The organism is Shewanella sp. MBTL60-007 (assembly GCF_019654915.1).
GTDB lineage: Bacteria > Pseudomonadota > Gammaproteobacteria > Enterobacterales > Shewanellaceae > Shewanella.
On record NZ_BPET01000037.1, the window covers coordinates 20,105 to 40,958 of the forward strand.

The following is a 20,854-nucleotide window of genomic DNA, read 5'->3' on the forward strand; positions in this document are numbered from 1 at the left end:
AGAAGAGTGTTGAGAAAATATGGAGCTTTATCGGCCTTTTTCTCAAGTCTTGACCAATGTTGTTTCTGATGGATATACTGAACAAATAGTCTTTAATGTAAAAAATTTAAAACAAGAAGTAAGCCATTACTCAAAGGGAATGAAGATGTCTGAGCCACGCTGCAAGTCTTATTACAATGCCACCATTAACGAAGAAACCAATTACCCAGAGTTAGAGGGGGAGCTTCGTGTCGATGTTGCAATTGTTGGTGGCGGTTTTACTGGCGTAGCAACGGCGTTAGAACTTTCAGAGAAAGGTTATAAGGTAGCCTTGCTTGAGGCCAATAAAATAGGCTGGGGCGCAACTGGACGTAATGGCGGACAAGTCACGGGAAGCCTTTCAGGTGATGAAGCTATGACTAAGCAGCTTCGCAAGCGTATTGGCAGTGATGCTGAACAGTATGTGTGGAACATGCGTTGGCGTGGCCATGAGATCATTAAAGAACGGGTAAAAAAATATAATATTAGCTGTGACTTAAAGTATGGTCATCTTCATACCGCTTATAAAACAAGCCATTTAAGGGAGCTTGAGAAAACCTATGCTGAAGGCTGTCAGCGTGGTATGGAAAGCGACTTAGCTATGCTCACTAAGCCTGAGTTAGATGAATATATTGGCACCCCCTTATATCACGGTGGACTGCTTAATAAGCGTAATATGCATCTGCACTCGGTTAATCTCTGTATTGGCGAGGCGAGGGCGGCAGAATGTCTAGGAGCATTAATATTTGAGCATTCTGCGGTAATCGACATCGATGATGGTCCATTAGCAACGGTGACGACGGCTAAAGGGAAAGTGCTAGCTAATCGCGTAGTTTTGGCTGGTAACGCCTACCATAAATTAGCCCGTAGAAAATTACGGGGTATGCTGTTTCCTGCATCTTTGGGGAATTGCGCAACAGCTCAATTGCCATCAGAGCTTGCGAAGAGCTTAATTCCAAAGGATGTTGCCGTTTACGATACTCGCTTCGTGTTGGATTATTATCGCTTAACAGCTGATAACCGTTTGATGTTCGGTGGTGGCACTAATTATTCTGGACGTGACTCAAAAGATGTTGCTGCTGAGCTACGACCTGCATTGGAGCGAACCTTTCCACAACTCAAAGGTGTTGAAATTGAATTTGGTTGGACTGGAATGGCGGGGATTGTGCTTAATCGAATTCCTCAACTTGGTAAAGTATCGCCTAATGTGTATTACTGCCAAGGTTATTCAGGCCATGGTGTGGCTACATCTCATATTATGGGCGAAATTATGGCAAACGCCGTAGCTGGCGAGTTGCAAGAGTTTGACTTATTTGCGCAGATGTCTCATTACCGTATTCCACTTAATGAGTGGTTTGGTAATCAAGCATTAGCGCTCGGTATGATGTACTACAAGGTGATGGAAAACTTTCGATAAAGCGACACCGATAGAGTCATATAGATAAAGTTGAGGTATATGTCAGTCATAAAAAAACCGCTGCAATATTTGTCAGCGGATTTTTTACAGTCGAAGCTAGTAAAGTAAGGGGGGAGCCGACTTAGAGGTCGACCTTTTCCATCTCCAGCTGTTGCAAGGCTATTACTGCTTGGGTGCGATTTCTGACCCCAAGCTTTCTAAATATCGCTGTTGCATGGGCTTTAATGGTGGCTTCAGAGACTTCAAGATCATAAGCGATCTGTTTATTAAGCAGGCCTTCGGCAAACATCTGTAGCACTTTATATTGCTGTGGCGTCAGATCCGCAAGTTTACTGGCCATCAGGTTAGTTTCATCTTCATTTATCTCTTGAAGTTCAACGCCTTGAGGTAACCACACATCACCAAATAAAACGGCTTCTAGAGCTTCTGCTAATGTTTCCATCGAAGACGACTTTGGAATGAAGCCGGAGCTACCGTAATGGATTGCGCGACTGATGGTGAGGTTATCTTCATGAGCGGAGATTACAACCACAGGTAAGTCTTGAAAATGAGTTCTTAGGTGAATAAGCGTAGAGTAACCATGGGATCCTGGCATCTGCAGATCTAATAACACCACATCATATTCAATGTCGCTTCTTTCGAGTAGGGCTTGCAGCGCATCGGCGCTATCAGCTTCAAACCATTGGGTATTTTTAAACTCAGACGATAAAGCTTGTCTTAGAGCATTTCTAAATAACGGGTGGTCATCGGCAATAATAATATTTAAATTTTCAGGCTTCATGGCTTTATAAGGTTGTGTTGGTTGCGCGTGAAGATAGTTCAATGTAACAGATAAATGACAGGGGATTCTATGGCTTTAAGCTTGAAAAGTTACTATTTGTTAAAATAAGTTCAGAAGTTAGACTTTAGTCTAAAGTGATAGTGATGAGCTTTTTAGAGATAATGGCAGCGAAATGACAGTAGCAGTTATATAGCAAAGGGCTAAGGTTATAGCCCTCTGTTCTGCTTACGCTTATCGAAAGTGATACTTGTTAATTATGGGGTGGCCAAACAGCGGTTGGCTTTCTTTGTTCATCAACGGCAACAAAGGTAAATACACCACGAATAGCATGCTCTCTCAGATCTTGATACATATCTTCCACGAAAATATTGACTTCAACTTTAATTGAAGTATTACCAACATGGATCACTCGGGCAATGAGCTCGGCTAGAGTACCGGCAGGGATAGGTTTGTTAAAATCGATTCTGTCTGAGCTTACTGTGACTAGGTTTTTGCGGCAAAATCGGGTCGCAGCGATAAAAGCGGTCTCATCCATCCAAGCTAACGCTTCTCCACCAAATAGTGTGTTGTGATGATTAGTAATAGAGGGGAATACTGCTTTAATGACACGGGCTTCAGATTGTTCGATTCGAAGGGCTACATCTTCGGGAAATTGTGAAGGAGTTTGAGTTAAAGGCATACGGCAACCTATGGTTATGCATTTGGAGGCGAGATTATAGTCGATTTTGTAATTTTATAACAGGTTGTCTTGGAGGGGGTCTGAGACGGCTGGAGAGAATGGAGTTCTCTGCTATAAAACACGATAGGTGTAATGTGATATCTCTTGGATTTACGGATCAGCAAGTTTTGTCTACTTGATAAAATAACGGCATAAAAAAACGTACCGACTGATTGAGAGGGTACGTTTTTCTTCTAGTTTTTAAGTACTATTTTTGCTGTAAGCGCTGCATACGAGTACGTGACGCCTTGGCAAGATCACTTAATAGCTTTTCTGAGTCTTCCCAATGAATGCAGGCATCGGTGATGCTTTTGCCGTAGGTTAGCTCTTCACCAGGTATGACTTTCTGGTTGCCTTCTTCGATAAAGCTTTCTGCCATAATACCCGCGATGGCAGTTTCACCATTAACCATCTGCTGAATAATAGACTCGGCTACGTTGAGTTGCTCTTTATGCATCTTGCGGCTGTTACCGTGACTAAAGTCAACAACCATGCGCTGAGTCACACCGACACTATCGAGTTGGGCTGCGGCTTTTCGAATATCTTCAGCGTGGTAGTTTGGCTCTTTACCACCACGTAAGATGATGTGACCAAATGGGTTACCGTGAGTGCGGTACACAGCCATTGCACCATCTTTATCTGGTGAGTAGAAGATATGCGGGGCTTGCGCTGCGCGCACAGCATCAACTGCAATATCGATATTGCCATCGGTACCGTTTTTAAAGCCTACAGGGCAAGAAAGCGCTGACGCCATCTCGCGGTGAATTTGACTTTCAGTAGTACGAGCTCCAATCGCGCCCCAAGTGATCAGATCGGCAATATATTGGCCGTTGACCATATCTAGAAACTCAGTCGCGATAGGCAACTTAAGTTCAGTAATTTGCTGTAATAGGTGACGTGCTTTACGTAAGCCTTTGTTCGGGCTAAAGCTGCCATCTAAGTCTGGATCGGAAATCAATCCTTTCCAGCCAACTGTTGTACGTGGCTTTTCAAAGTAGACACGCATCAAGATACACAAATCATCTTTATATTGCTGGTGGAGCTTAGCTAAGCGCTGTGCGTAGTCTAAAGCTGCTTCAGTGTCATGGATTGAGCAAGGGCCAATAATCACAAGTAAGCGTTGGTCTTCACCATTAATAATGGCTTCAACTTCATGACGTTGCTGAACTAGGTAGTCAGCGGCATCTTGTGTTAAAGGATATTCAGAAGCGAGTTGTGCAGGTGAAATTACCTTACATAAAAGGGAAGTGCGGAGTTCGTCTGTTTTAATGGTCATTCAAAATACCGAGCGTTCGTATGGGCTATCGCCTGATTACCTCGGATTATAACTAATAGTTTGGCTGTGCACAGTGGCAATTGCCTTAAAAGTGAGGCTAATTTTCATAATCGCGAAAATTACTTGGTATGAAATCAAGGCTTTTTAAAAAAAGCCTTGGTTTCTTGACGAGATAAAATGGGTATCGAGATTAGAACATATGGCGCTTTAATCCTGTTTCTTCAAGGATTTTTGTGGCGATCTCTTCTACCGAATGATTAGTAGTGTTCACAAAAGGTATGCGTTCTTTCTTATACATCATTTCGACCTCTTTAACTTCCACACGGCATTGACGTAAAGATGAGTAACGACTATTAGACATACGGCTGTGGCGAATTTCGTGGAGGCGTTCAGGATCGATAGTCAGGCCGAATAGCTTATGTTTATTACGTTTAAGTGCTTCAGGCAGTTTAAGGTTATCCATGTCATCTTCGGTAAATGGATAGTTTGCCGCCTTGATACCAAATTGCATCGAAAGATAGAGACTCGATGGGGTTTTACCGCAACGGGATACCCCCAACAAAATAAGATCGGCTTTATCCATATGCTTCATGGTTTGGCCGTCATCATTTTCCATGGCGTAGTTGATAGCATCGATACGCGCTTCATAACTTTCATTGGCTTTACCATGGGTACGGTGCAGGGCTGGTGCAGCAGCAACACCTAGTTGCTTCTCTAATGGCGCGACAAAAGTGTTCAAAAAGTCATAATCTAAGCCTTCACTGCTATAGATGATGTCTCTGATCTCCGGTTTTACGATGGAGTGGAAAACTAGCGGTCTTTCACCTGTTGTAATAAAACAATCATTTATTTGTGCTTTAACAGCTTCCGCTTTCATTTCTGTTTCTACAAATGGAATTGTAAGTGCATCAAACTCAAGTGGAAATTGAGAAAGAACGGCATGTCCAAATACCTCTGCTGTGATCGCTGTCCCATCTGAGATATAAAATACTTTACGCAACATTTCGGCCTCTTGTAGTAATAAAATTACAAATAAAATTATACATTTACGGTTCTTGCCGTGGAGTGTAAGATGCTGCTGCTCTCGTGTGAAGAGCCACACTAAAATATACTTGCGGAGATAAAAACTGTGCAGCAATACGTACTCTGGTATCAAGAATTAGGCATGGGTGACGTCAACAAGGTAGGCGGTAAGAACGCTTCTCTTGGTGAGATGATTAGCAATCTTTCAAATGCAGGTGTTCAAGTGCCTGGTGGATTTGCGACAACATCTTTTGCGTTCAATGAATTTCTTGAACAAAGTGGACTTAACCAGAAGATATACGAAATTCTAGAAGCTCTAGATGTAGATGACGTGAACGCACTCGCTACAGCAGGTGCACAGATCAGACAGTGGGTTATCGACACCCCATTCCATCCAGAATTTGAGCAAGCGGTTCGCGAAGCGTACGAAAAGCTTAGCTCTGAAACAAATGATGCATCTTTCGCAGTTCGCTCTTCAGCGACAGCAGAAGATATGCCAGACGCATCATTTGCTGGCCAACAAGAAACTTTCCTAAACGTTAAGGGTTATGACGCCGTTTTAGAAGCAACTAAGCATGTATTTGCTTCTTTGTTTAATGACCGTGCGATTTCATACCGTGTTCACCAAGGTTATGACCATAAAGGTGTCGCACTATCTGCTGGTATTCAGCGCATGGTGCGTTCAGACAAAGCTGCTTCTGGTGTTATGTTCACCATGGACACTGAGTCTGGTAACAATGACGTAGTATTCATTACTTCATCATTTGGCCTAGGTGAAATGGTTGTTCAAGGCGCGGTTAACCCTGACGAGTTTTATGTTCATAAACCAACACTAGTTGCAGGCCATAAAGCGGTTGTACGCCGTAATATCGGTAGCAAGCTTATCCAGATGGTTTACTCAGACGATGAGTCTCATGGTAAGCAAGTTAAGATTGAAGATATTGCAGCAGATAAGCGCCGCGAGTTCTCAATTAATGATGCAGAAGTGCAAGAGCTTGCGAAGCAGGCGATGACTATCGAGAAGCACTACGGTCGTCCAATGGACATCGAATGGGCTAAAGATGGTAACGATGGTAAGTTGTACATCGTTCAGGCGCGTCCTGAAACTGTTCGCTCACGTGAAGATGTGCAGTTAATCGAGCGCTATCACCTAAAAACACAAGGTGACGTTGTTTCTGAAGGTCGCGCAATCGGCCACAAGATTGGTAAAGGTGTCGCTAAGGTACTTAAGTCAATCGACGATATGGACCAAATTCAACCAGGTGATGTATTAGTTACTGACATGACTGACCCAGATTGGGAGCCAATCATGAAGCGTGCAAGCGCGATTGTAACTAACCGTGGTGGCCGTACTTGTCACGCTGCGATTATTGCACGTGAGCTAGGTGTTCCAGCAGTTGTTGGTTGTGGCGATGTCACTGAGCGCATTCAAAATGGTCAAGAAGTTACCGTTTCTTGTGCCGAAGGCGATACAGGTTACATCTACAGTGGCCTACAAGATTTTGAAGTGATTTCATCACGTGTAGATTCAATGCCAGAACTGCCAATGAAGATTATGATGAACGTGGGTAACCCTGACCGCGCATTTGACTTCGCTCGTCTTCCTAACGAAGGTGTCGGCCTTGCGCGTCTTGAATTCATCATTAACCGTATGATCGGTATTCACCCTAAAGCACTACTTGAATTCAATGACCAGACTGCTGAACTTCAGCAAGAGATCCACGAGATGATAGCGGGTTATGAGTCTCCAGTTGAATTCTATGTTGAGCGTCTAGTTGAAGGTATCGCGACTATCGCATCGGCATTCCATCCAAAGAAAGTGATTGTTCGTATGTCTGACTTTAAGTCAAACGAATATGCTAACTTGGTAGGTGGTGACCGTTACGAGCCAGAAGAAGAAAACCCAATGTTGGGCTTCCGTGGGGCAAGTCGTTACATCTCTGAATCGTTCCGTGATTGTTTTGCACTAGAGTGTGAAGCGATTAAGCGTGTACGCAATGAGATGGGTCTGAAGAATGTTGAAATTATGATCCCATTCGTTCGCACATTGAGCGAAGCAGAGCAGGTGATTGAGCTTCTTAAAGAGCAAGGTCTTGAGCGTGGTAAAGATGGCTTACGCGTTATCATGATGTGTGAACTACCATCTAACGCACTATTAGCAGACCAGTTCCTAGAGCACTTCGATGGTTTCTCTATCGGTTCAAATGACTTAACTCAGCTGACTCTTGGTCTAGACCGTGATTCAGGGATCATCAGCCACCTATTCGATGAACGTAACGATGCGGTTAAGGCTCTACTTGCCATGGCAATTAAAGCCGCAAAAGCTAAGGGCGCATACGTAGGTATTTGTGGTCAAGGCCCATCAGATCACGCTGATTTTGCGGCTTGGTTAGTTGAGCAGGGCATCGATACTGTATCGCTAAACCCTGATACTGTTATCGATACTTGGTTATACCTAGCTGAAGCTCACGGTTAATATTACCGTGTAGGTTGTTGGCCTAAATGACGTGTTAAATCTGCGCGATTTAACATTTTGTTAAAAACATTAAAAAAGCCGCTATTTAGCGGCTTTTTTTTGTTTATAATGAGCCACAAACTTAAGAATAACAACTGACAGAAGTAATCATGTTACCCAAGTTATCGCATCAGCAGACCCTTGAACCGACCTATCTTTCTTTTTTAACGACCCTTGAAGAGGGGGCTTTTACAGGAGATATCGATACTCGCTACAGTGCTCGTCTTGCACAAGCGACCGATAACTCAGTGTATCAGTTTTTACCTCAGGCAGTGATCTATCCCAAAACGACTCAAGATGTTCAGATAGCACTAAAGCTTGCTAGCCAAGATCAGTTTGCACAGGTAGTCTTTAGCGCAAGAGGTGGTGGTACAGGCACCAATGGCCAGTCGTTAACCCATGGCATTATTGTTGATATGTCACGCTACATGAATCAAGTCCTAGAGGTGAATGCGACAGAAGGCTGGGTAAGGGTGCAAGCGGGAGTCATTAAAGATGCTCTCAATGATGTGCTTCGTCCCCACGGTTTTTTCTTTAGTCCTGACTTATCGACATCAAATCGCGCCACATTGGGCGGCATGATCAATACAGATGCATCAGGAGCGGGGTCATTGGTTTATGGTAAAACTTCTGACCATGTACTTGGCTTAAGCAGCATCCTGTTTGATGGCAGTGAGCTTAAAACTCAGCCATTAAATCATGAACAGCTAGGTAATATTGCTTCAGTTACAGATAACCCCTTGGGTCAGCAGTTAATTTCTAGTATTGCCGAGATCTGTAAAGATAATCGTCAACAGATCGAACAACGCTTCCCTAAATTAAATCGTTTTTTGACTGGATACGACCTGAAAAATGTTTGGGATGACACTTTAGAGCATTTCGACCTATCGCGAATTTTAACCGGTTCAGAAGGCACGCTTGCGGTGATCACTGAGGCAAAGCTTAATATCACGCCTTTGCCCACGTGTCGCATGATGGTTAACATCAAGTATGACTCATTTGAGTCGGCTTTACGTCACGCTCCCGATCTGGTTAAAGCCAATGCCACTGTGGTTGAAACTATCGACTCTAAGGTACTTAACCTTGCTAAAGAAGACATCATTTGGCATTCGGTATCCTCGCTGATCACCGATGTACCGGGTAAAGAAATTGATGGCCTTAATATGGTGGAGTTTGCAGGCTCACAAGCTGATGTTGAGCAGCGAGTCGCTAAACTTGAAGCGATGTTAACGGCTCAAATAGCTCAAAGTGAAGCGGGCTTGCTTGGCTATCAGGTTACATCCGATAAGGCCAGCATCAATACCATCTATGCCATGCGAAAAAAAGCCGTGGGCTTGTTAGGCGCTGCAAAGGGGGCGCGTAAGCCGATCGCGTTTGCCGAAGACACTGCTGTGCCTCCAGAGAAGTTAGCCGACTTTATTTTAGAGTTTAGAGCGCTGCTTGATAGCCACCATTTACAATATGGCATGTTCGGCCATGTGGATGCTGGTGTACTGCACGTGCGGCCAGCGCTGGACATGTGCGATGAGCAAGATGAAAAACTCCTTAAAACGCTTTCCGATCAAGTGGCTGAGCTAACCCTCAAATATGGCGGTTTAATGTGGGGCGAGCATGGTAAAGGCGTGCGCGGCGAATATGGTCCAGCGGTGTTCGGTGAGCAACTATATGCCATATTAGAAGAGGTTAAGGGATTATTTGACCCCAATAATAAGCTCAATCCGGGTAAGCTGGTGGCACCAAAAAATAGTGGTCCTATGCTCTATAACGTTGACAGCGTTAAACGCGGCGCATTTGATAGACAAATTCCAGTTAAAACCCGTGAAGCGTTTCCCGATGTGATGAACTGTAACGGCAATGGTCTGTGTTTTAACTACAGTGCTTATTCGCCTATGTGTCCGTCATTTAAAGTCACTGGCGATCGAGTCCAGTCTCCTAAAGGCCGAGCAGGCTTAATGCGTGAATGGTTAAGGTTGCTTGAGGCAGAAGGTATTGATGTTAATGAGCTTAGTCGCAGTAAGTCTTTAGGCTGGCTACAACGTGCGCAAAACTCCTTAAAAATTGACAAGGAGTATGATTACTCACATGAAGTGATGGAATCTCTAAAGGGATGCTTAGCTTGTAAGGCTTGTTCGAGTCAGTGCCCTGTCAAAGTCGATGTGCCAAAGTTTAGAGCACAGTTCTTTGACCTTTATTATCGCCGTTACTTGCGCCCAGCAAAAGATTACTTAGTTGCAGGGATTGAGGACTCTCTACCATTGATGGCCTCTGCGCCAAGGTTAGTCAATGCGGTTTCTCAAAACAGCCTAAGCAAGTGGGTCATCAAGAAATCCCTTGGCTATGTTGACGCACCAGCGTTGTCGGTACCCACTTTAAAGCAGCGACTCGAAGGACATGCAAGTCGTGGATATGATTTAACAGCGCTACAGCAAATTCCAGAGTCTGAGCGCAGTCAATACGTGTTAGTTGTGCAGGATCCATTTAACACCTTTTATGAGGCTGGAACGGTTTATCACTTTGTGCAGTTAATCGAAAAGCTTGGCTTAAAGCCTGTGTTACTGCCATTTAAACCCAATGGTAAGCCTATCCATATTAAAGGCTTCTTGGATAAGTTCGCGCGCACGGCAAAATCGACCGCCGATTTTCTTAATCAGGTGGCCAAGCTTGATATGCCAATGGTAGGCATTGATCCTGCTCTAGTGCTCTGTTATCGAGATGAATATGCAGAAGTTTTAGGTGGCGCTCGTGGAGATTTTCACGTCAAACTTGCCAATGAGTGGTTATTAGAGGTACTTGAGGGCAAAGCACCTCAAGAGCGCAAATCTGATTCCCCTGGAACGGAGTTTACCTGGTTTAGTCACTGTACAGAATCCACGGCAAAACCCAATACAGCAAACGAGTGGAAAGGGATTTTTGAACACTTTGGTGCAACGCTGCACACGGTGAGTCTAGGCTGCTGCGGTATGGCGGGAACCTATGGTCATGAAGCGGAAAACCTTGAACGCTCTAAAGCGCTTTATGAAATGTCATGGGAGCAAACGCTGACCAAGTTACCTCAATCTCAGGTATTGATCTCGGGTTATTCTTGTCGAAGTCAGGTTAAGCGATTTAGTGGCTTTAAGCCGAAACACCCGCTTGAAGCCTTGTTGTCTTTACTGTAATTGTATGATGTAAAAAACTAGCCACTGGCTAGTTTTTTACTATTTAACACTGCAACATTATGAGTCAAATGCTGAAATAGAAGAGATTCTGATGACATCGAAAAACGCACAGTTAACGCAAGCGACCGATGCAATATCTTCGCTAACCAACGATACGTCTTTATGTAGCGAAGAGGCGATATTTGAAATTAATGCCAATGGCGACTGGCTTTATAAAGATGAGAAGCTGCCAGTTAAATTCTGTAAGTTATTTAGCAGCATTTTAAATCGAATAGATAATCAATATTTCCTCATTACGCCAGTTGAAAAATTACGGGTCATTGTTGCGCAGCAGGCCTTAGTGATAGTGGATTATGAACGCCGCTGCGATGGCCTATTTTCGATTAAATCGAGTATTAATACTGAGCATCTTATTGCAGGCTATGAGCAGTTTATTATCGGCGAAGACAGTATTACCTTGACGCTAGATAGAGGTATTGAGGCCAAATTAAACCGTGCTAGTTTTTACCGTTTTATTGGCGAGTTTGTTGCCTGATTGTAACAAAATCGTACTCGCTAAATAGTTGAGTGTTAAGCCTGTGATTTATAGGCCATTTGGTTGAAACTAAGCAATAAACCTTCTCTAAAACTAGTTTCTTTTGGCGTAAGTGATAAGATTAGATGAAGCCCGAAAGAGCCTTGGAGGTGCTGATTGAATCGTTTGGAGAGCCTAGGTTACTTGGTATCTCATCTTAATGTCGATCTACAAAACTTGTTAGATCAACGTCTTAAAAGATACCAATTAGATATTAAGCTGTGGCCAGTGTTGTTTTCACTCTGGCAAGAGGAGGGCGTGACTCAGACCACCCTGTCTAAGCGTTGTGATGTGGCTAATTACACTATGACTCGTCTTCTCGACCAATTGCAGCAGCAGGGATTAATCACCCGTCATCAGGATGCGGAGAATCGCCGTGCCTTTCAAATATACCTCACCGACAGTGGTAAAGCGCTTGAGCAGGACTTGGTTAGAGAGGCTGAGCGAGTTAATGAAGCCTTTTTAGATAACTTGGCCGTGGATGAGCGAACAACCTTTTTGAAGCTCCTCAACAAGATAAATCGTTTTTAGCCACTTCCCCGAGAATTTATTCGTAACGCTTGCACACTTGCTTTGCCTAGGCTCTAATAATGTGAACCTTTCAAAGGAGTCGTTATGAGAACGCTACTCGTTGCATTATGTGTTATTCCGCTATTAAGCGCCTGCTCAGTTAATATCAATAAATCAAAACCTAATCCTCAACAGACTGCATCTTCTCAAGAGTGTGGTGCCAGTGGTAGCTTCATTCAGTCTATTAAGCTCGCAAGCGGTGCCAGCTTAGTGATCGAAGAGGGGCGCCTAGAGCCGCGTTCCATCGGCAGTGTGACAGTTAAACTCTATCGTGACTTAAATGTTGGAGACTTTGCTGGCGCGGTGAGCTTTGTCCGTGATGGCACGGTTTTAAAAGCACTCTTAATTGAAAACGGCAGTAACAAGCAAAAGTTATCAATTACCACAGTGACAGCGGGTAGCGGAAATTATCAGGCAAGTCAATTAGTTTGCATCGAAGCTGATACTATCAAGCTGTGCTAGCTTACTTTGTCCTGTAAGAGAGCTAGCTGTCATTAACCAAGGGTGAGCAAGAACACAATGACTATGCCAATGGCTAACATGCTTTGTTGGATCTGTTGGCGGCTACGGTAGAGTTCTTGCTTTCCTTGCTTTAGGCTCGTGACCAAGTTGTTTTGTTTGTAAATCCGACAGATGAGTTGTTCCGTCATCGGGTCGAGCAATAGTTGTAATTTAGCTGTTTTTCCATCGTTTAACGTCAGAGAGTATTCACTCTGCTGTCCAAAATTAAGCTTACTCGAAACACGTTTACCGTTGATAAAAATTTGTTCTAATCCGCACCAATCACTGGCTTGCAACTCGATGTCGTCTTGATTGAGGGCATACTTAAAAGTCACCATGGCGCGGCCTCTTTGTTTTTGTTAAGGCCTTAATTCAAGCAGAGGAAAGTGAACTTCGCCAGTGTGGTTGAGTTGATTGTGACAGGCTACTTTTTATCTATTTGTTGAACTTGATAATTGTGGTGACACAATTTTTAAAGATAAAAAAATACCCAGCGATATTAGCTGGGTATTTTTTAGCGTTTCGCTTGTCTATTTTGCCGAATTTATAATGGCTCTTGCCATTTCATCGGCAACGTCACCTGTAGTACGGTTTTGTTCGTCAGATTGAGCAAATATGGTAAGTAAGGTGTTGTAGATCTCTTCAACTTTTGCCGTTGCAGCACTGGCATCGTAGTCTTTTTCAAATGAGACGTTAATGATGCCGCCAGCATTGATTACGTAGTCAGGAGCATACAAAATACCGAGATCTTTTAGCATCTCACCGTGACGCACTTCAGCAAGCTGATTGTTGGCACAACCTGCAACAATCGTTGCCTTGAGTAGCGGGATGGTGATGTCATTGATTGTTGCACCTAAGGCACAAGGAGCATACACATCAACATCTTGGTGGTAGATATCCTGTGGTGCCACTACCGTTGCACCAAACTCGCTAGCCACTCTGTCTAGTGATGACTGATGAATATCGGTGACAATCAACTCTGCGCCTTCAGCGTGTAGATGACGGCATAGGTAATAACCTACATGGCCAACCCCTTGAACGGAGATCTTAAGGCCTTTTAAGCTGTCTAGGCCACGCTGATGCTTAACAGCCGCTTTAATCCCTAAATAGGTACCTAGCGCAGTAAATGGAGATGGATCGCCGCTCTTACCCTCTAAACCTGCCATATAAGGCGTTTCTTGATGGGCAATCATGATGTCAGCGGTTGAAACTCCCACATCTTCGGCTGAGTAGTACTTACCGCCTAAGGTATGAATACAACGACCAAAGGCTCTAAAAAGCGCCTCTCTATCTTGTACTTTTGGATCGGCGATAATCACTGATTTACCACCGCCCATGGCTAACCCAGCTAGGGCGTTCTTGTAAGTCATACCACGTGATAAGCGTAATACATCAGTGATGGCTTCATCGTCAGACTCATAGTTCCACATTCTACAGCCGCCAACGGCAGGGCCAAGGTTGGTGTTGTGGATGGCGATAATGGCTTTTAAGCCGCTTTCTTTATCATGACAAAATACGACCTGTTCATGGTCGTCAAAAGAGATGTGATTAAAAACTGCCACTTGTTGATCTCCGCTGTGAGCATCGAATTACCACGACTATATTAATACAGTGTGGTCTGCTTGTTATATTTATTGCAGAACGATAGCATTTAGGGATACTCTCAACAAAGTAAAGATTCGGAAAATTTGAGACCTATCTGGCAATTTTGCTTTCCACTTTACGTTAACGTAAAGTATTAGCTTGATTTGGACGTGATAGCTGTGCAAGGTTTTTGACTGTCTGATAGACAGAAACAAAAATAACAATAAGAAAGGAAGTTTAAATGGCTGAACAAGCAGTAGACCAAGAACAACTAAGACAAGAATGGATTAGAACTCAGTTCCAAAAGGCAAATAAGTTTTTGGCTGAAAAAGGCATCATGCCCGATAAAGTTCACCCTGAGGAAAGCCGCTATTTAGCGCCTTATGTTGCAATCTGGAAAATCGACTCTAAAAAGCCAAACAAGAAAACATTTTGGGTGATGTCAGGTGATCTACCGTCTGATTACGTTGATATTAGTGTTGCGACTACCGCTCGTGACGCGGTGCGTCATTTCTCTATGATGTGGCAGATGAAGGCTGAAAATATTCAGCGCTCAGGTTTAACCAAAGATCCTGCTCAAGCTAAATTTGCTCAGTTATTAGTGTCACGAGCTGAGAGCTTATATAAGATGCAGGCTGACGACTCTATCTGGGGGCCAAGCGCTTAGCTGGGTATAGCAGTCAACAACGATTGATAAGAGGCATCATTAAGATGCCTTTTTTGATCTCCGAGGTTTTGCCAGCATTACTCACCGAAATAGAAGTAGCCTCGATTAAGCAGAGTTAATATGAGTTCTTTTGTTGCTGAGCATTGAAATAAGAGTGCGGCTTGTTGGTTATCAAAACTCAACCTTTGAGTTAATTGAGTGATATTTTCTTCGATATCTTCTGGATATTCAAATGCCTCTCCATTGATAAATACTCGTGATGTGCAGTCGCCCTCGAGTTGTAATAACTTGAGTCCACCAATTCGGTACAAAAGCGCGCCTTGACAGATGTAATCATCAAGCTCTTCTGCGCTGTATTCTTCTTCAGGTTCACACAGATCGAGTTCAAAGCGGTTTTGGCTTAACATTTTTCCAAGCACAGCCTGATAGCTGTTTGGGCAAGCAGCAAACTCTGCAATTAATGCCATCATATGCTGTTGATGTTGAGTGCTTACCTGACTGGCTTGTGTGGGTTCGCTCTGGGAGGTGAAGCGTTTTAGTCCTGTAGCGTTATCGATTAGATTATCGGCGATTTCACTAAATAGCTCTTGCTGACTCGGGGCGCGAAACCCCATGGAGTAACTCATGGCTGTGGTTAACGTTTGACCTTGATGGGGAAAGCCTGGAGGAATATACAGCAGGTCGCCTTTTTCCAATACCACATCGATAATCGGCTCAAAGCCTTCGATTAGAGGCGTGGTCGGGTCATTATTTTTAGGGGCGTATAGCCCTTTGTCACCGACGGTCCAGTGGCGCTCACCCTCACCTTGAATAATAAATACATCGTAGTTATCGATATGGGCACCGACACCACCACCAGGGGTTGCAAAAGAGACCATTAAGTCATCGAAGCGCCAGTCTGGCAAAAAACGAAAAGCATTGATGAAACCTGCTGAGTCTGGGTGCCAATGATTAAGTGCTTGGACGAGTAATTGCCAATTCTTATCGCCAAATTGGTCGTAGTCCTCGAAGGGGCCTTCGATGATCTGCCAGTCGTTCTCTTTGGTTATGACAACCCGCGATGACACACTGTCTTCACAAGCAAGTCCTGCGAGTTCATCAGGAGTAATAATATCTTCAAAATTTTCAAAGGCGTTTTTAATCAATAGCGGCTTTTTTTGCCAATACTGTTCGATAAAGGTTTTTGGAGCGAAATTGAGATGATACATAGATGCTACGGTGCCAGAAGTTGATGAAACAGATAAAAGAAAGGCGTTAAGCCTAAGCTTAACGCCTTATTCGCCCCATTTATAGTCAATGGGCAAACTAATCGCGCGATAGCGCGTTAGTTTAATTCGTCAACAAAAGCTTCAGCACGGCCAATATAGTTAGCGGGCGTCATCTTCTTCAATTCAACTTTCACTTCTTCTGGTAGCTCAAGACCATCAATGAAGACTGCTAATTGCTCACCATCGATACGCTTACCGCGAGTTAGCTCTTTTAGCTTCTCGTATGGCTTCTCGATGCCATAACGGCGCATTACCGTTTGTACTGGTTCTGCTAGGACTTCCCAGTTGCCATCAAGCTCTTTGCGTAGCTGCTCTTCATTAACTTGTAGCTTGCTGATCCCTTTTAATGTTGATTGATAGGCGATCAGTGAGTGAGCCATACCAACACCGAGATTACGTAGCACTGTCGAGTCAGTAAGGTCACGCTGCCAGCGAGATACTGGCAGTTTAGCCGCTAGGTGCTGCATTAATGCGTTAGCAATACCTAAGTTACCTTCAGAGTTTTCAAAATCGATAGGGTTAACTTTATGAGGCATGGTTGAAGAACCAATTTCACCAGCAATGGTCTTTTGCTTAAAGTGACCCAGTGCGATGTAACCCCAAATATCACGGTCAAAATCGATCAAAATTGTGTTGAAGCGCGCTAGAGCATCAAACAGTTCTGCGATGTAATCGTGTGGCTCGATTTGAGTGGTGTATGGGTTCCAGTTGATGCCTAGGCTTGTTACGAAGCGCTGTGATAGTGCGTGCCAGTCAACTTCAGGATAAGCCGAAAGGTGAGCGTTGTAGTTACCTACTGCACCATTGATTTTACCCATGATTTCAACATTTGAAACCTGAGTTAGCTGGCGCTCTAAACGTACTGCAACGTTAGCCATCTCTTTACCAAGGGTTGAAGGTGAAGCTGGCTGGCCGTGAGTACGAGACATCAGTGGTACTGACTTGTAATCTCTTGCTAGCGTCTTGATAGCATCAACAATTTTCTGGCAATAAGGCACAACCACTTGGTCACGTGCTTCTGTTAACATTAATGCGTGAGAAAGGTTGTTAATATCTTCAGAGGTACAAGCAAAGTGAACAAACTCGTCAATAGCAACTAACTCTGCATTATCGGCGATGCGTTCTTTAATAAAGTATTCAACAGCTTTAACGTCGTGGTTGGTGGTCGCTTCAATTTCTTTAACGCGCAGTGCGTCTGCTTCGCTAAAGTTATCTTTGATTTGATCGAGCAAAGCCAATGCAGCTTCGCTAAAAGGTGGAACTTCTTCAATTTCTGGGCAGCTTGAAAGCAGCTTTAGCCAGTTAATTTCGACTTGAACACGGTATTTGGTCAGGCCGTACTCGCTGAAAATCCCTCTTAATGAGGCGGTTTTACTACCATAACGACCGTCTACCGGAGAGATAGCAGTTAGTGCGGAAAGTTCCATTAGAAGCTCCTTGGATGAACTTAGCTTAAAATTATAGGGTGAGGCTTTTCATAGCTGTATCTACTATTGTTTTTCTTGCGAAGACAAGGTGCCTACGCTTGCCTCCTAATTGGCGCCATAGCACTGCACTGCGCATAGCCGACAGCAATAGGGCACGAATTTTTTGTTGTGTTTGGGTACGTTTTAGAAACTCTGGATTGCCAGAGATCTGCAATTTAGGACCAAGCTCACTAATGATGTCGCTATAAATACCGGCAAAATTGGCAATCACTTGCTCGTCGGTGATCTCAAAGTGACTGAGTTGACGATGGATTTGGTTGATACGCTCGCTAAGCATCCCCATGGCATTAGAAGAGCGCGTCAGTTTGCGCTCCAATGCTAAAATACCTACGAGGTAGCGAGTGACCTCAACATCCTTCTGTTTTTCATCGCCAAGCTGACTAACTATTAGCTCATAGCCTTTGCGCAAAGCAAATTTATCAGGATAAACATCGCTGGTGCTCTCTGGATTGGTGACCAAAATTGATTGCAGGCTGGCTGCTAATGCCTCTTTATCTGAGTCACCATGTCTTGCAATATACTGAACTTGGGCCACAGCTTGTAAAATACCCGCAAAGGCCATCGTACGTTCAAACAGCTGATCACTCATTGATTAATCTCTTATTAGTGCGTCAATAATGCCGCCACCAAGACAAATTTCACCATCATAAAATACAGCCGACTGCCCTGGCGTTACAGCTGCAACTGGGTTATCAAACATGACGCGTAACACATCATCGCTGCCATAGGTTACGCGGCAAGGCACATCTTGCTGGCGATAACGGGTTTTAACGGTAATTTGAGCGCCGTCGGCGGGGCCTTTTCTATCAACCCAATGTAATTGGTTGGCAATTAAACCATCTGACATTAGGCGAGGGTGGTTGCCACCTTGACCTACGATTAGCACATTGCGTACAAGATCTTTCTCGACAACATACCAAGGGTCTTCGCTGCTATTTTTCAAGCCACCAATACCTAAACCTTTGCGCTGCCCAAGGGTGTGATACATCAAACCTTGGTGAGTACCGATCACTTCGCCTTCGCTGGTTTCGATATTACCAGGTTGAGCCGGCAAGAAAGTTTGTAGGAAATCGGTAAATTTACGCTCACCGATAAAACAGATCCCTGTGCTGTCTTTCTTATCGTGGGTGATTAGGCCCATCTCTTTGGCGATCTCACGTACTTCGCTCTTTTCTAATTCACCTACAGGAAATAGCGAACGAGCAACTTGCTCGTGGCTTAAGGTGTAGAGGAAGTAGCTTTGATCTTTATTGCCGTCGATACCACGTAGCATTTGGCTAGTACCATCGATATCGCGTCGGCGAACATAGTGACCCATAGCGATATAGTCGGCATCTAAGATCTCATCTGCAAATTCAAGGAAAGCCTTAAACTTAATCTCTTTGTTGCACATGATATCTGGATTCGGGGTACGGCCAGCTTTGTACTCGGCTAAGAAGTACTCAAACACGTTGTCCCAGTATTCAGAGGCAAAGTTAACCGTATGCAATTTAATACCAAGCTTGTCACAAACAGCTTGTGCATCTTTCAGGTCTTCTGCGGCTGCGCAATATTCATCCGTGTCATCTTCTTCCCAGTTCTTCATGAACAGGCCTTCAACCTGATAGCCCTGTTTCATTAACAGGTAGGCTGAAACTGATGAATCTACACCACCGGACATGCCGACGATGACTTTTTTACCAAGATGAGTGGGTTCGATTGACGTCATAAATCCTAAAAAAACCTTTGTGTTTACTGAATATTGCTACGAATCAACAGATCGCTGAATGGCTTATTCAGGCGAGGTGCTGGTTTCAGACCGCGGCTTTCTGCGGGGGCATATTCTATCATGCATTATGGGGCTGGGCTATCTAGCAGGTCTTTATCTTTTGCCTTTATCAACCTTCGGGGTAAATATTAGCGATTCACGGGGGCTGAAAGCGACATTACGGGCGGCTTTCAGGCAGCAAGAACACTGATAAAGCCTAGGTTAGTCATGTTTTAGGCGCTTGTGGCTGGCGAGGCGGTTAAGCCTAGACATATTCATCATCAATAATCTCCAATGGATAGTGCCTACCAGACAAGTAATCCTTGAGAGATTTAAGCACTAAAGGACTGCGATGAGAGTCGCTTAACTGGTCGATTTCATCAAGGCTCAACCACTTGGTCGCATTGATCGCGGGATCCTCTGGCTTTGAAGCTAACGCTTTGTCTAATTTTACAAAAAAGGTATAGCGTACAAATGAGAGGGTGTCACTTGCACGGTACTGGTAGATCCCGACAAGCCCCTGTGGTTGGATAGTTAAACCTGTCTCTTCTTTAATTTCACGAATACAGGCGTCAGTTATCGATTCATCGGCTTCGATGTGCCCTGCAGGTTGATTGTATTTAAGTTGCCCATCAATCAACTCTTCTACAATAAGGTATTTCCCCTGAGCCTCGATAACGCAAGCTACAGTGGTGTAGGGTCTATAACGCTCAGCCATTACGAGTACTTTTTATATCGATTTGTTTAAACTCACCATTATTAAGATCATCTAGACTCCATTGGCCTATTTTATAGCGGATTAATCTTAAGGTTGGAAAGCCAATGTGGGCCGTCATGCGTCGAACTTGGCGGTTACGACCTTCACAGATCTGAATCTCCAGCCAAGTAGTCGGAATATTGGCTCTTTCTCGGATAGGTGGGGTTCTTGGCCATACTTTTGGGTTGTCCATAATTTGGATTTTAGCTGGGAGAGTCATGCCATCCTTTAGTTCAACGCCTAGGCGTAACTTCTCAAGATCCTCATCTGTTGGCACACCTTCGACTTGGGCCCAATAGGTTTTATAAGTTTTCTTTTTTGGTTCAGTAAGTTGGGATTGTAACTTTCCGTCGTTAGTGAGCAGAAGTAATCCTTCACTGTCCCTATCTAAACGCCCAGCGGCATAAACACCGGGTACAGGGATATAGTCTTTAAGGGTTTGCCTACCTTGTTCATCGGTAAACTGACACAACACGTCAAAAGGTTTGTTAAATAGTACTATGACAGGATTGGAAACCGTTTTAGCTTTCGGTCGGCTTCTGCTGTTGGCTCTACTCTGAGGCTTAGCCGCTGGTTTGTTGCTGGCACTGCTGGGAAAGCCTGAAGAGCGAGTCTTGTTGCTTTTTTTTATCGGTGTTTTTTTTGAAAATGGCTGTGTCACGCTGCAATACTTTTCATCTTTGAATGATATTTACCTATTGTACTGCGCATTGGCTATTAGTGGAATTTGAATATTGCGTGGAATGTTTTATGATGTCGGCACCTAAAAAGTGTGATCCGCAACTAATTATTT

At 44.0% G+C, this 20,854-nt stretch carries 19 protein-coding genes; 7 read left to right on the forward strand and 12 right to left on the reverse strand.

The annotated features are described in order from the left end of the window. The first annotated feature begins 145 nt into the window (after positions 1 to 145). On the forward strand, positions 146 to 1,435 hold the full coding sequence (locus tag K5Q92_RS14650; protein WP_220769730.1) for an FAD-binding oxidoreductase: 1,290 nt from the start codon (positions 146 to 148) through the stop codon (positions 1,433 to 1,435). A 121-nt stretch (positions 1,436 to 1,556) separates the two neighbouring features. Here the strand turns inward: K5Q92_RS14650 and K5Q92_RS14655 are convergent, their stop codons facing one another. From K5Q92_RS14655 to K5Q92_RS14670, 4 genes are all read right to left on the reverse strand, one after another. After that, entirely contained in the window at positions 1,557 to 2,216 is a 660-nt protein-coding gene (locus K5Q92_RS14655; protein WP_220769731.1) for a response regulator transcription factor, read from the reverse strand. 250 nt (positions 2,217 to 2,466) lie between these two features. Next, positions 2,467 to 2,895, reverse strand: a complete 429-nt coding sequence (locus K5Q92_RS14660; protein ID WP_220769732.1) for an acyl-CoA thioesterase — start codon at positions 2,893 to 2,895, stop codon at positions 2,467 to 2,469. A 247-nt stretch (positions 2,896 to 3,142) separates the two neighbouring features. Next, on the reverse strand, positions 3,143 to 4,210 hold the full coding sequence (locus K5Q92_RS14665; protein ID WP_220769733.1) for a 3-deoxy-7-phosphoheptulonate synthase: 1,068 nt from the start codon (positions 4,208 to 4,210) through the stop codon (positions 3,143 to 3,145). Between the two features lie 190 nt (positions 4,211 to 4,400). After that, positions 4,401 to 5,213 (reverse strand): pyruvate, water dikinase regulatory protein, encoded by an 813-nt coding sequence (locus K5Q92_RS14670; protein ID WP_220769734.1) that lies wholly within the window; start codon positions 5,211 to 5,213, stop codon positions 4,401 to 4,403. 126 nt (positions 5,214 to 5,339) lie between these two features. Between K5Q92_RS14670 and ppsA the strand changes: the two genes are divergently transcribed. The 5 genes from ppsA to K5Q92_RS14695 all read left to right on the forward strand — a co-directional run bounded on the left by ppsA (position 5,340) and on the right by K5Q92_RS14695 (position 12,512). Then, complete coding sequence (ppsA, locus tag K5Q92_RS14675) at positions 5,340 to 7,709, forward strand: phosphoenolpyruvate synthase (protein ID WP_220769735.1); 2,370 nt, start codon at positions 5,340 to 5,342, stop codon at positions 7,707 to 7,709. Between the two features lie 149 nt (positions 7,710 to 7,858). Beyond that, entirely contained in the window at positions 7,859 to 10,906 is a 3,048-nt protein-coding gene (locus K5Q92_RS14680; RefSeq protein WP_220769736.1) for an FAD-binding and (Fe-S)-binding domain-containing protein, read from the forward strand. 91 nt (positions 10,907 to 10,997) lie between these two features. Further along, positions 10,998 to 11,441 (forward strand): DUF1285 domain-containing protein, encoded by a 444-nt coding sequence (locus tag K5Q92_RS14685; protein ID WP_220769737.1) that lies wholly within the window; start codon positions 10,998 to 11,000, stop codon positions 11,439 to 11,441. 156 nt (positions 11,442 to 11,597) lie between these two features. Further along, complete coding sequence (locus K5Q92_RS14690; RefSeq protein ID WP_220769738.1) at positions 11,598 to 12,011, forward strand: MarR family winged helix-turn-helix transcriptional regulator; 414 nt, start codon at positions 11,598 to 11,600, stop codon at positions 12,009 to 12,011. 84 nt (positions 12,012 to 12,095) lie between these two features. After that, positions 12,096 to 12,512 (forward strand): PliI family lysozyme inhibitor of I-type lysozyme, encoded by a 417-nt coding sequence (locus K5Q92_RS14695; RefSeq protein WP_220769739.1) that lies wholly within the window; start codon positions 12,096 to 12,098, stop codon positions 12,510 to 12,512. Between the two features lie 32 nt (positions 12,513 to 12,544). Here K5Q92_RS14695 and K5Q92_RS14700 read toward each other — a convergent pair whose 3' ends face one another. Beyond that, the gene (locus tag K5Q92_RS14700; protein WP_220769740.1) at positions 12,545 to 12,889 is read right to left on the reverse strand and encodes a hypothetical protein; all 345 of its coding nucleotides are present in this window, start codon (positions 12,887 to 12,889) and stop codon (positions 12,545 to 12,547) included. Positions 12,890 to 13,081: 192 nt separating this feature from the next. Further along, on the reverse strand, positions 13,082 to 14,113 hold the full coding sequence (locus K5Q92_RS14705) for a Glu/Leu/Phe/Val dehydrogenase dimerization domain-containing protein (RefSeq protein ID WP_220769741.1): 1,032 nt from the start codon (positions 14,111 to 14,113) through the stop codon (positions 13,082 to 13,084). A gap of 263 nt (positions 14,114 to 14,376) precedes the next feature. Between K5Q92_RS14705 and K5Q92_RS14710 the strand changes: the two genes are divergently transcribed. Further along, the gene (locus tag K5Q92_RS14710; RefSeq protein ID WP_220769742.1) at positions 14,377 to 14,802 is read left to right on the forward strand and encodes a DUF4826 family protein; all 426 of its coding nucleotides are present in this window, start codon (positions 14,377 to 14,379) and stop codon (positions 14,800 to 14,802) included. A gap of 77 nt (positions 14,803 to 14,879) precedes the next feature. Here K5Q92_RS14710 and K5Q92_RS14715 read toward each other — a convergent pair whose 3' ends face one another. The 6 genes from K5Q92_RS14715 to K5Q92_RS14740 all read right to left on the reverse strand — a co-directional run bounded on the left by K5Q92_RS14715 (position 14,880) and on the right by K5Q92_RS14740 (position 20,722). Beyond that, positions 14,880 to 16,010 carry a cupin domain-containing protein gene (locus K5Q92_RS14715; RefSeq protein WP_220769743.1) on the reverse strand — a complete coding sequence of 377 codons (1,131 nt, stop codon included), beginning with the start codon at positions 16,008 to 16,010 and terminating at the stop codon, positions 14,880 to 14,882. A 116-nt stretch (positions 16,011 to 16,126) separates the two neighbouring features. Next, the gene (purB, locus tag K5Q92_RS14720) at positions 16,127 to 17,497 is read right to left on the reverse strand and encodes an adenylosuccinate lyase (RefSeq protein ID WP_220769744.1); all 1,371 of its coding nucleotides are present in this window, start codon (positions 17,495 to 17,497) and stop codon (positions 16,127 to 16,129) included. A gap of 31 nt (positions 17,498 to 17,528) precedes the next feature. Then, entirely contained in the window at positions 17,529 to 18,146 is a 618-nt protein-coding gene (gene hflD / locus K5Q92_RS14725; RefSeq protein ID WP_220769745.1) for a high frequency lysogenization protein HflD, read from the reverse strand. Between the two features lie 3 nt (positions 18,147 to 18,149). Next, the gene (gene mnmA, locus K5Q92_RS14730; RefSeq protein WP_220769746.1) at positions 18,150 to 19,265 is read right to left on the reverse strand and encodes a tRNA 2-thiouridine(34) synthase MnmA; all 1,116 of its coding nucleotides are present in this window, start codon (positions 19,263 to 19,265) and stop codon (positions 18,150 to 18,152) included. Between the two features lie 304 nt (positions 19,266 to 19,569). After that, a complete protein-coding gene (locus tag K5Q92_RS14735; protein ID WP_220769747.1) occupies positions 19,570 to 20,022 on the reverse strand; it encodes an NUDIX hydrolase in 453 nt (150 codons plus the stop codon). Further along, positions 20,015 to 20,722, reverse strand: a complete 708-nt coding sequence (locus K5Q92_RS14740) for an rRNA large subunit pseudouridine synthase E (protein ID WP_220769748.1) — start codon at positions 20,720 to 20,722, stop codon at positions 20,015 to 20,017. The genes K5Q92_RS14735 and K5Q92_RS14740 overlap by 8 nt, the downstream gene beginning before the upstream one ends. Between the last annotated feature and the right edge of the window lie 132 nt (positions 20,723 to 20,854).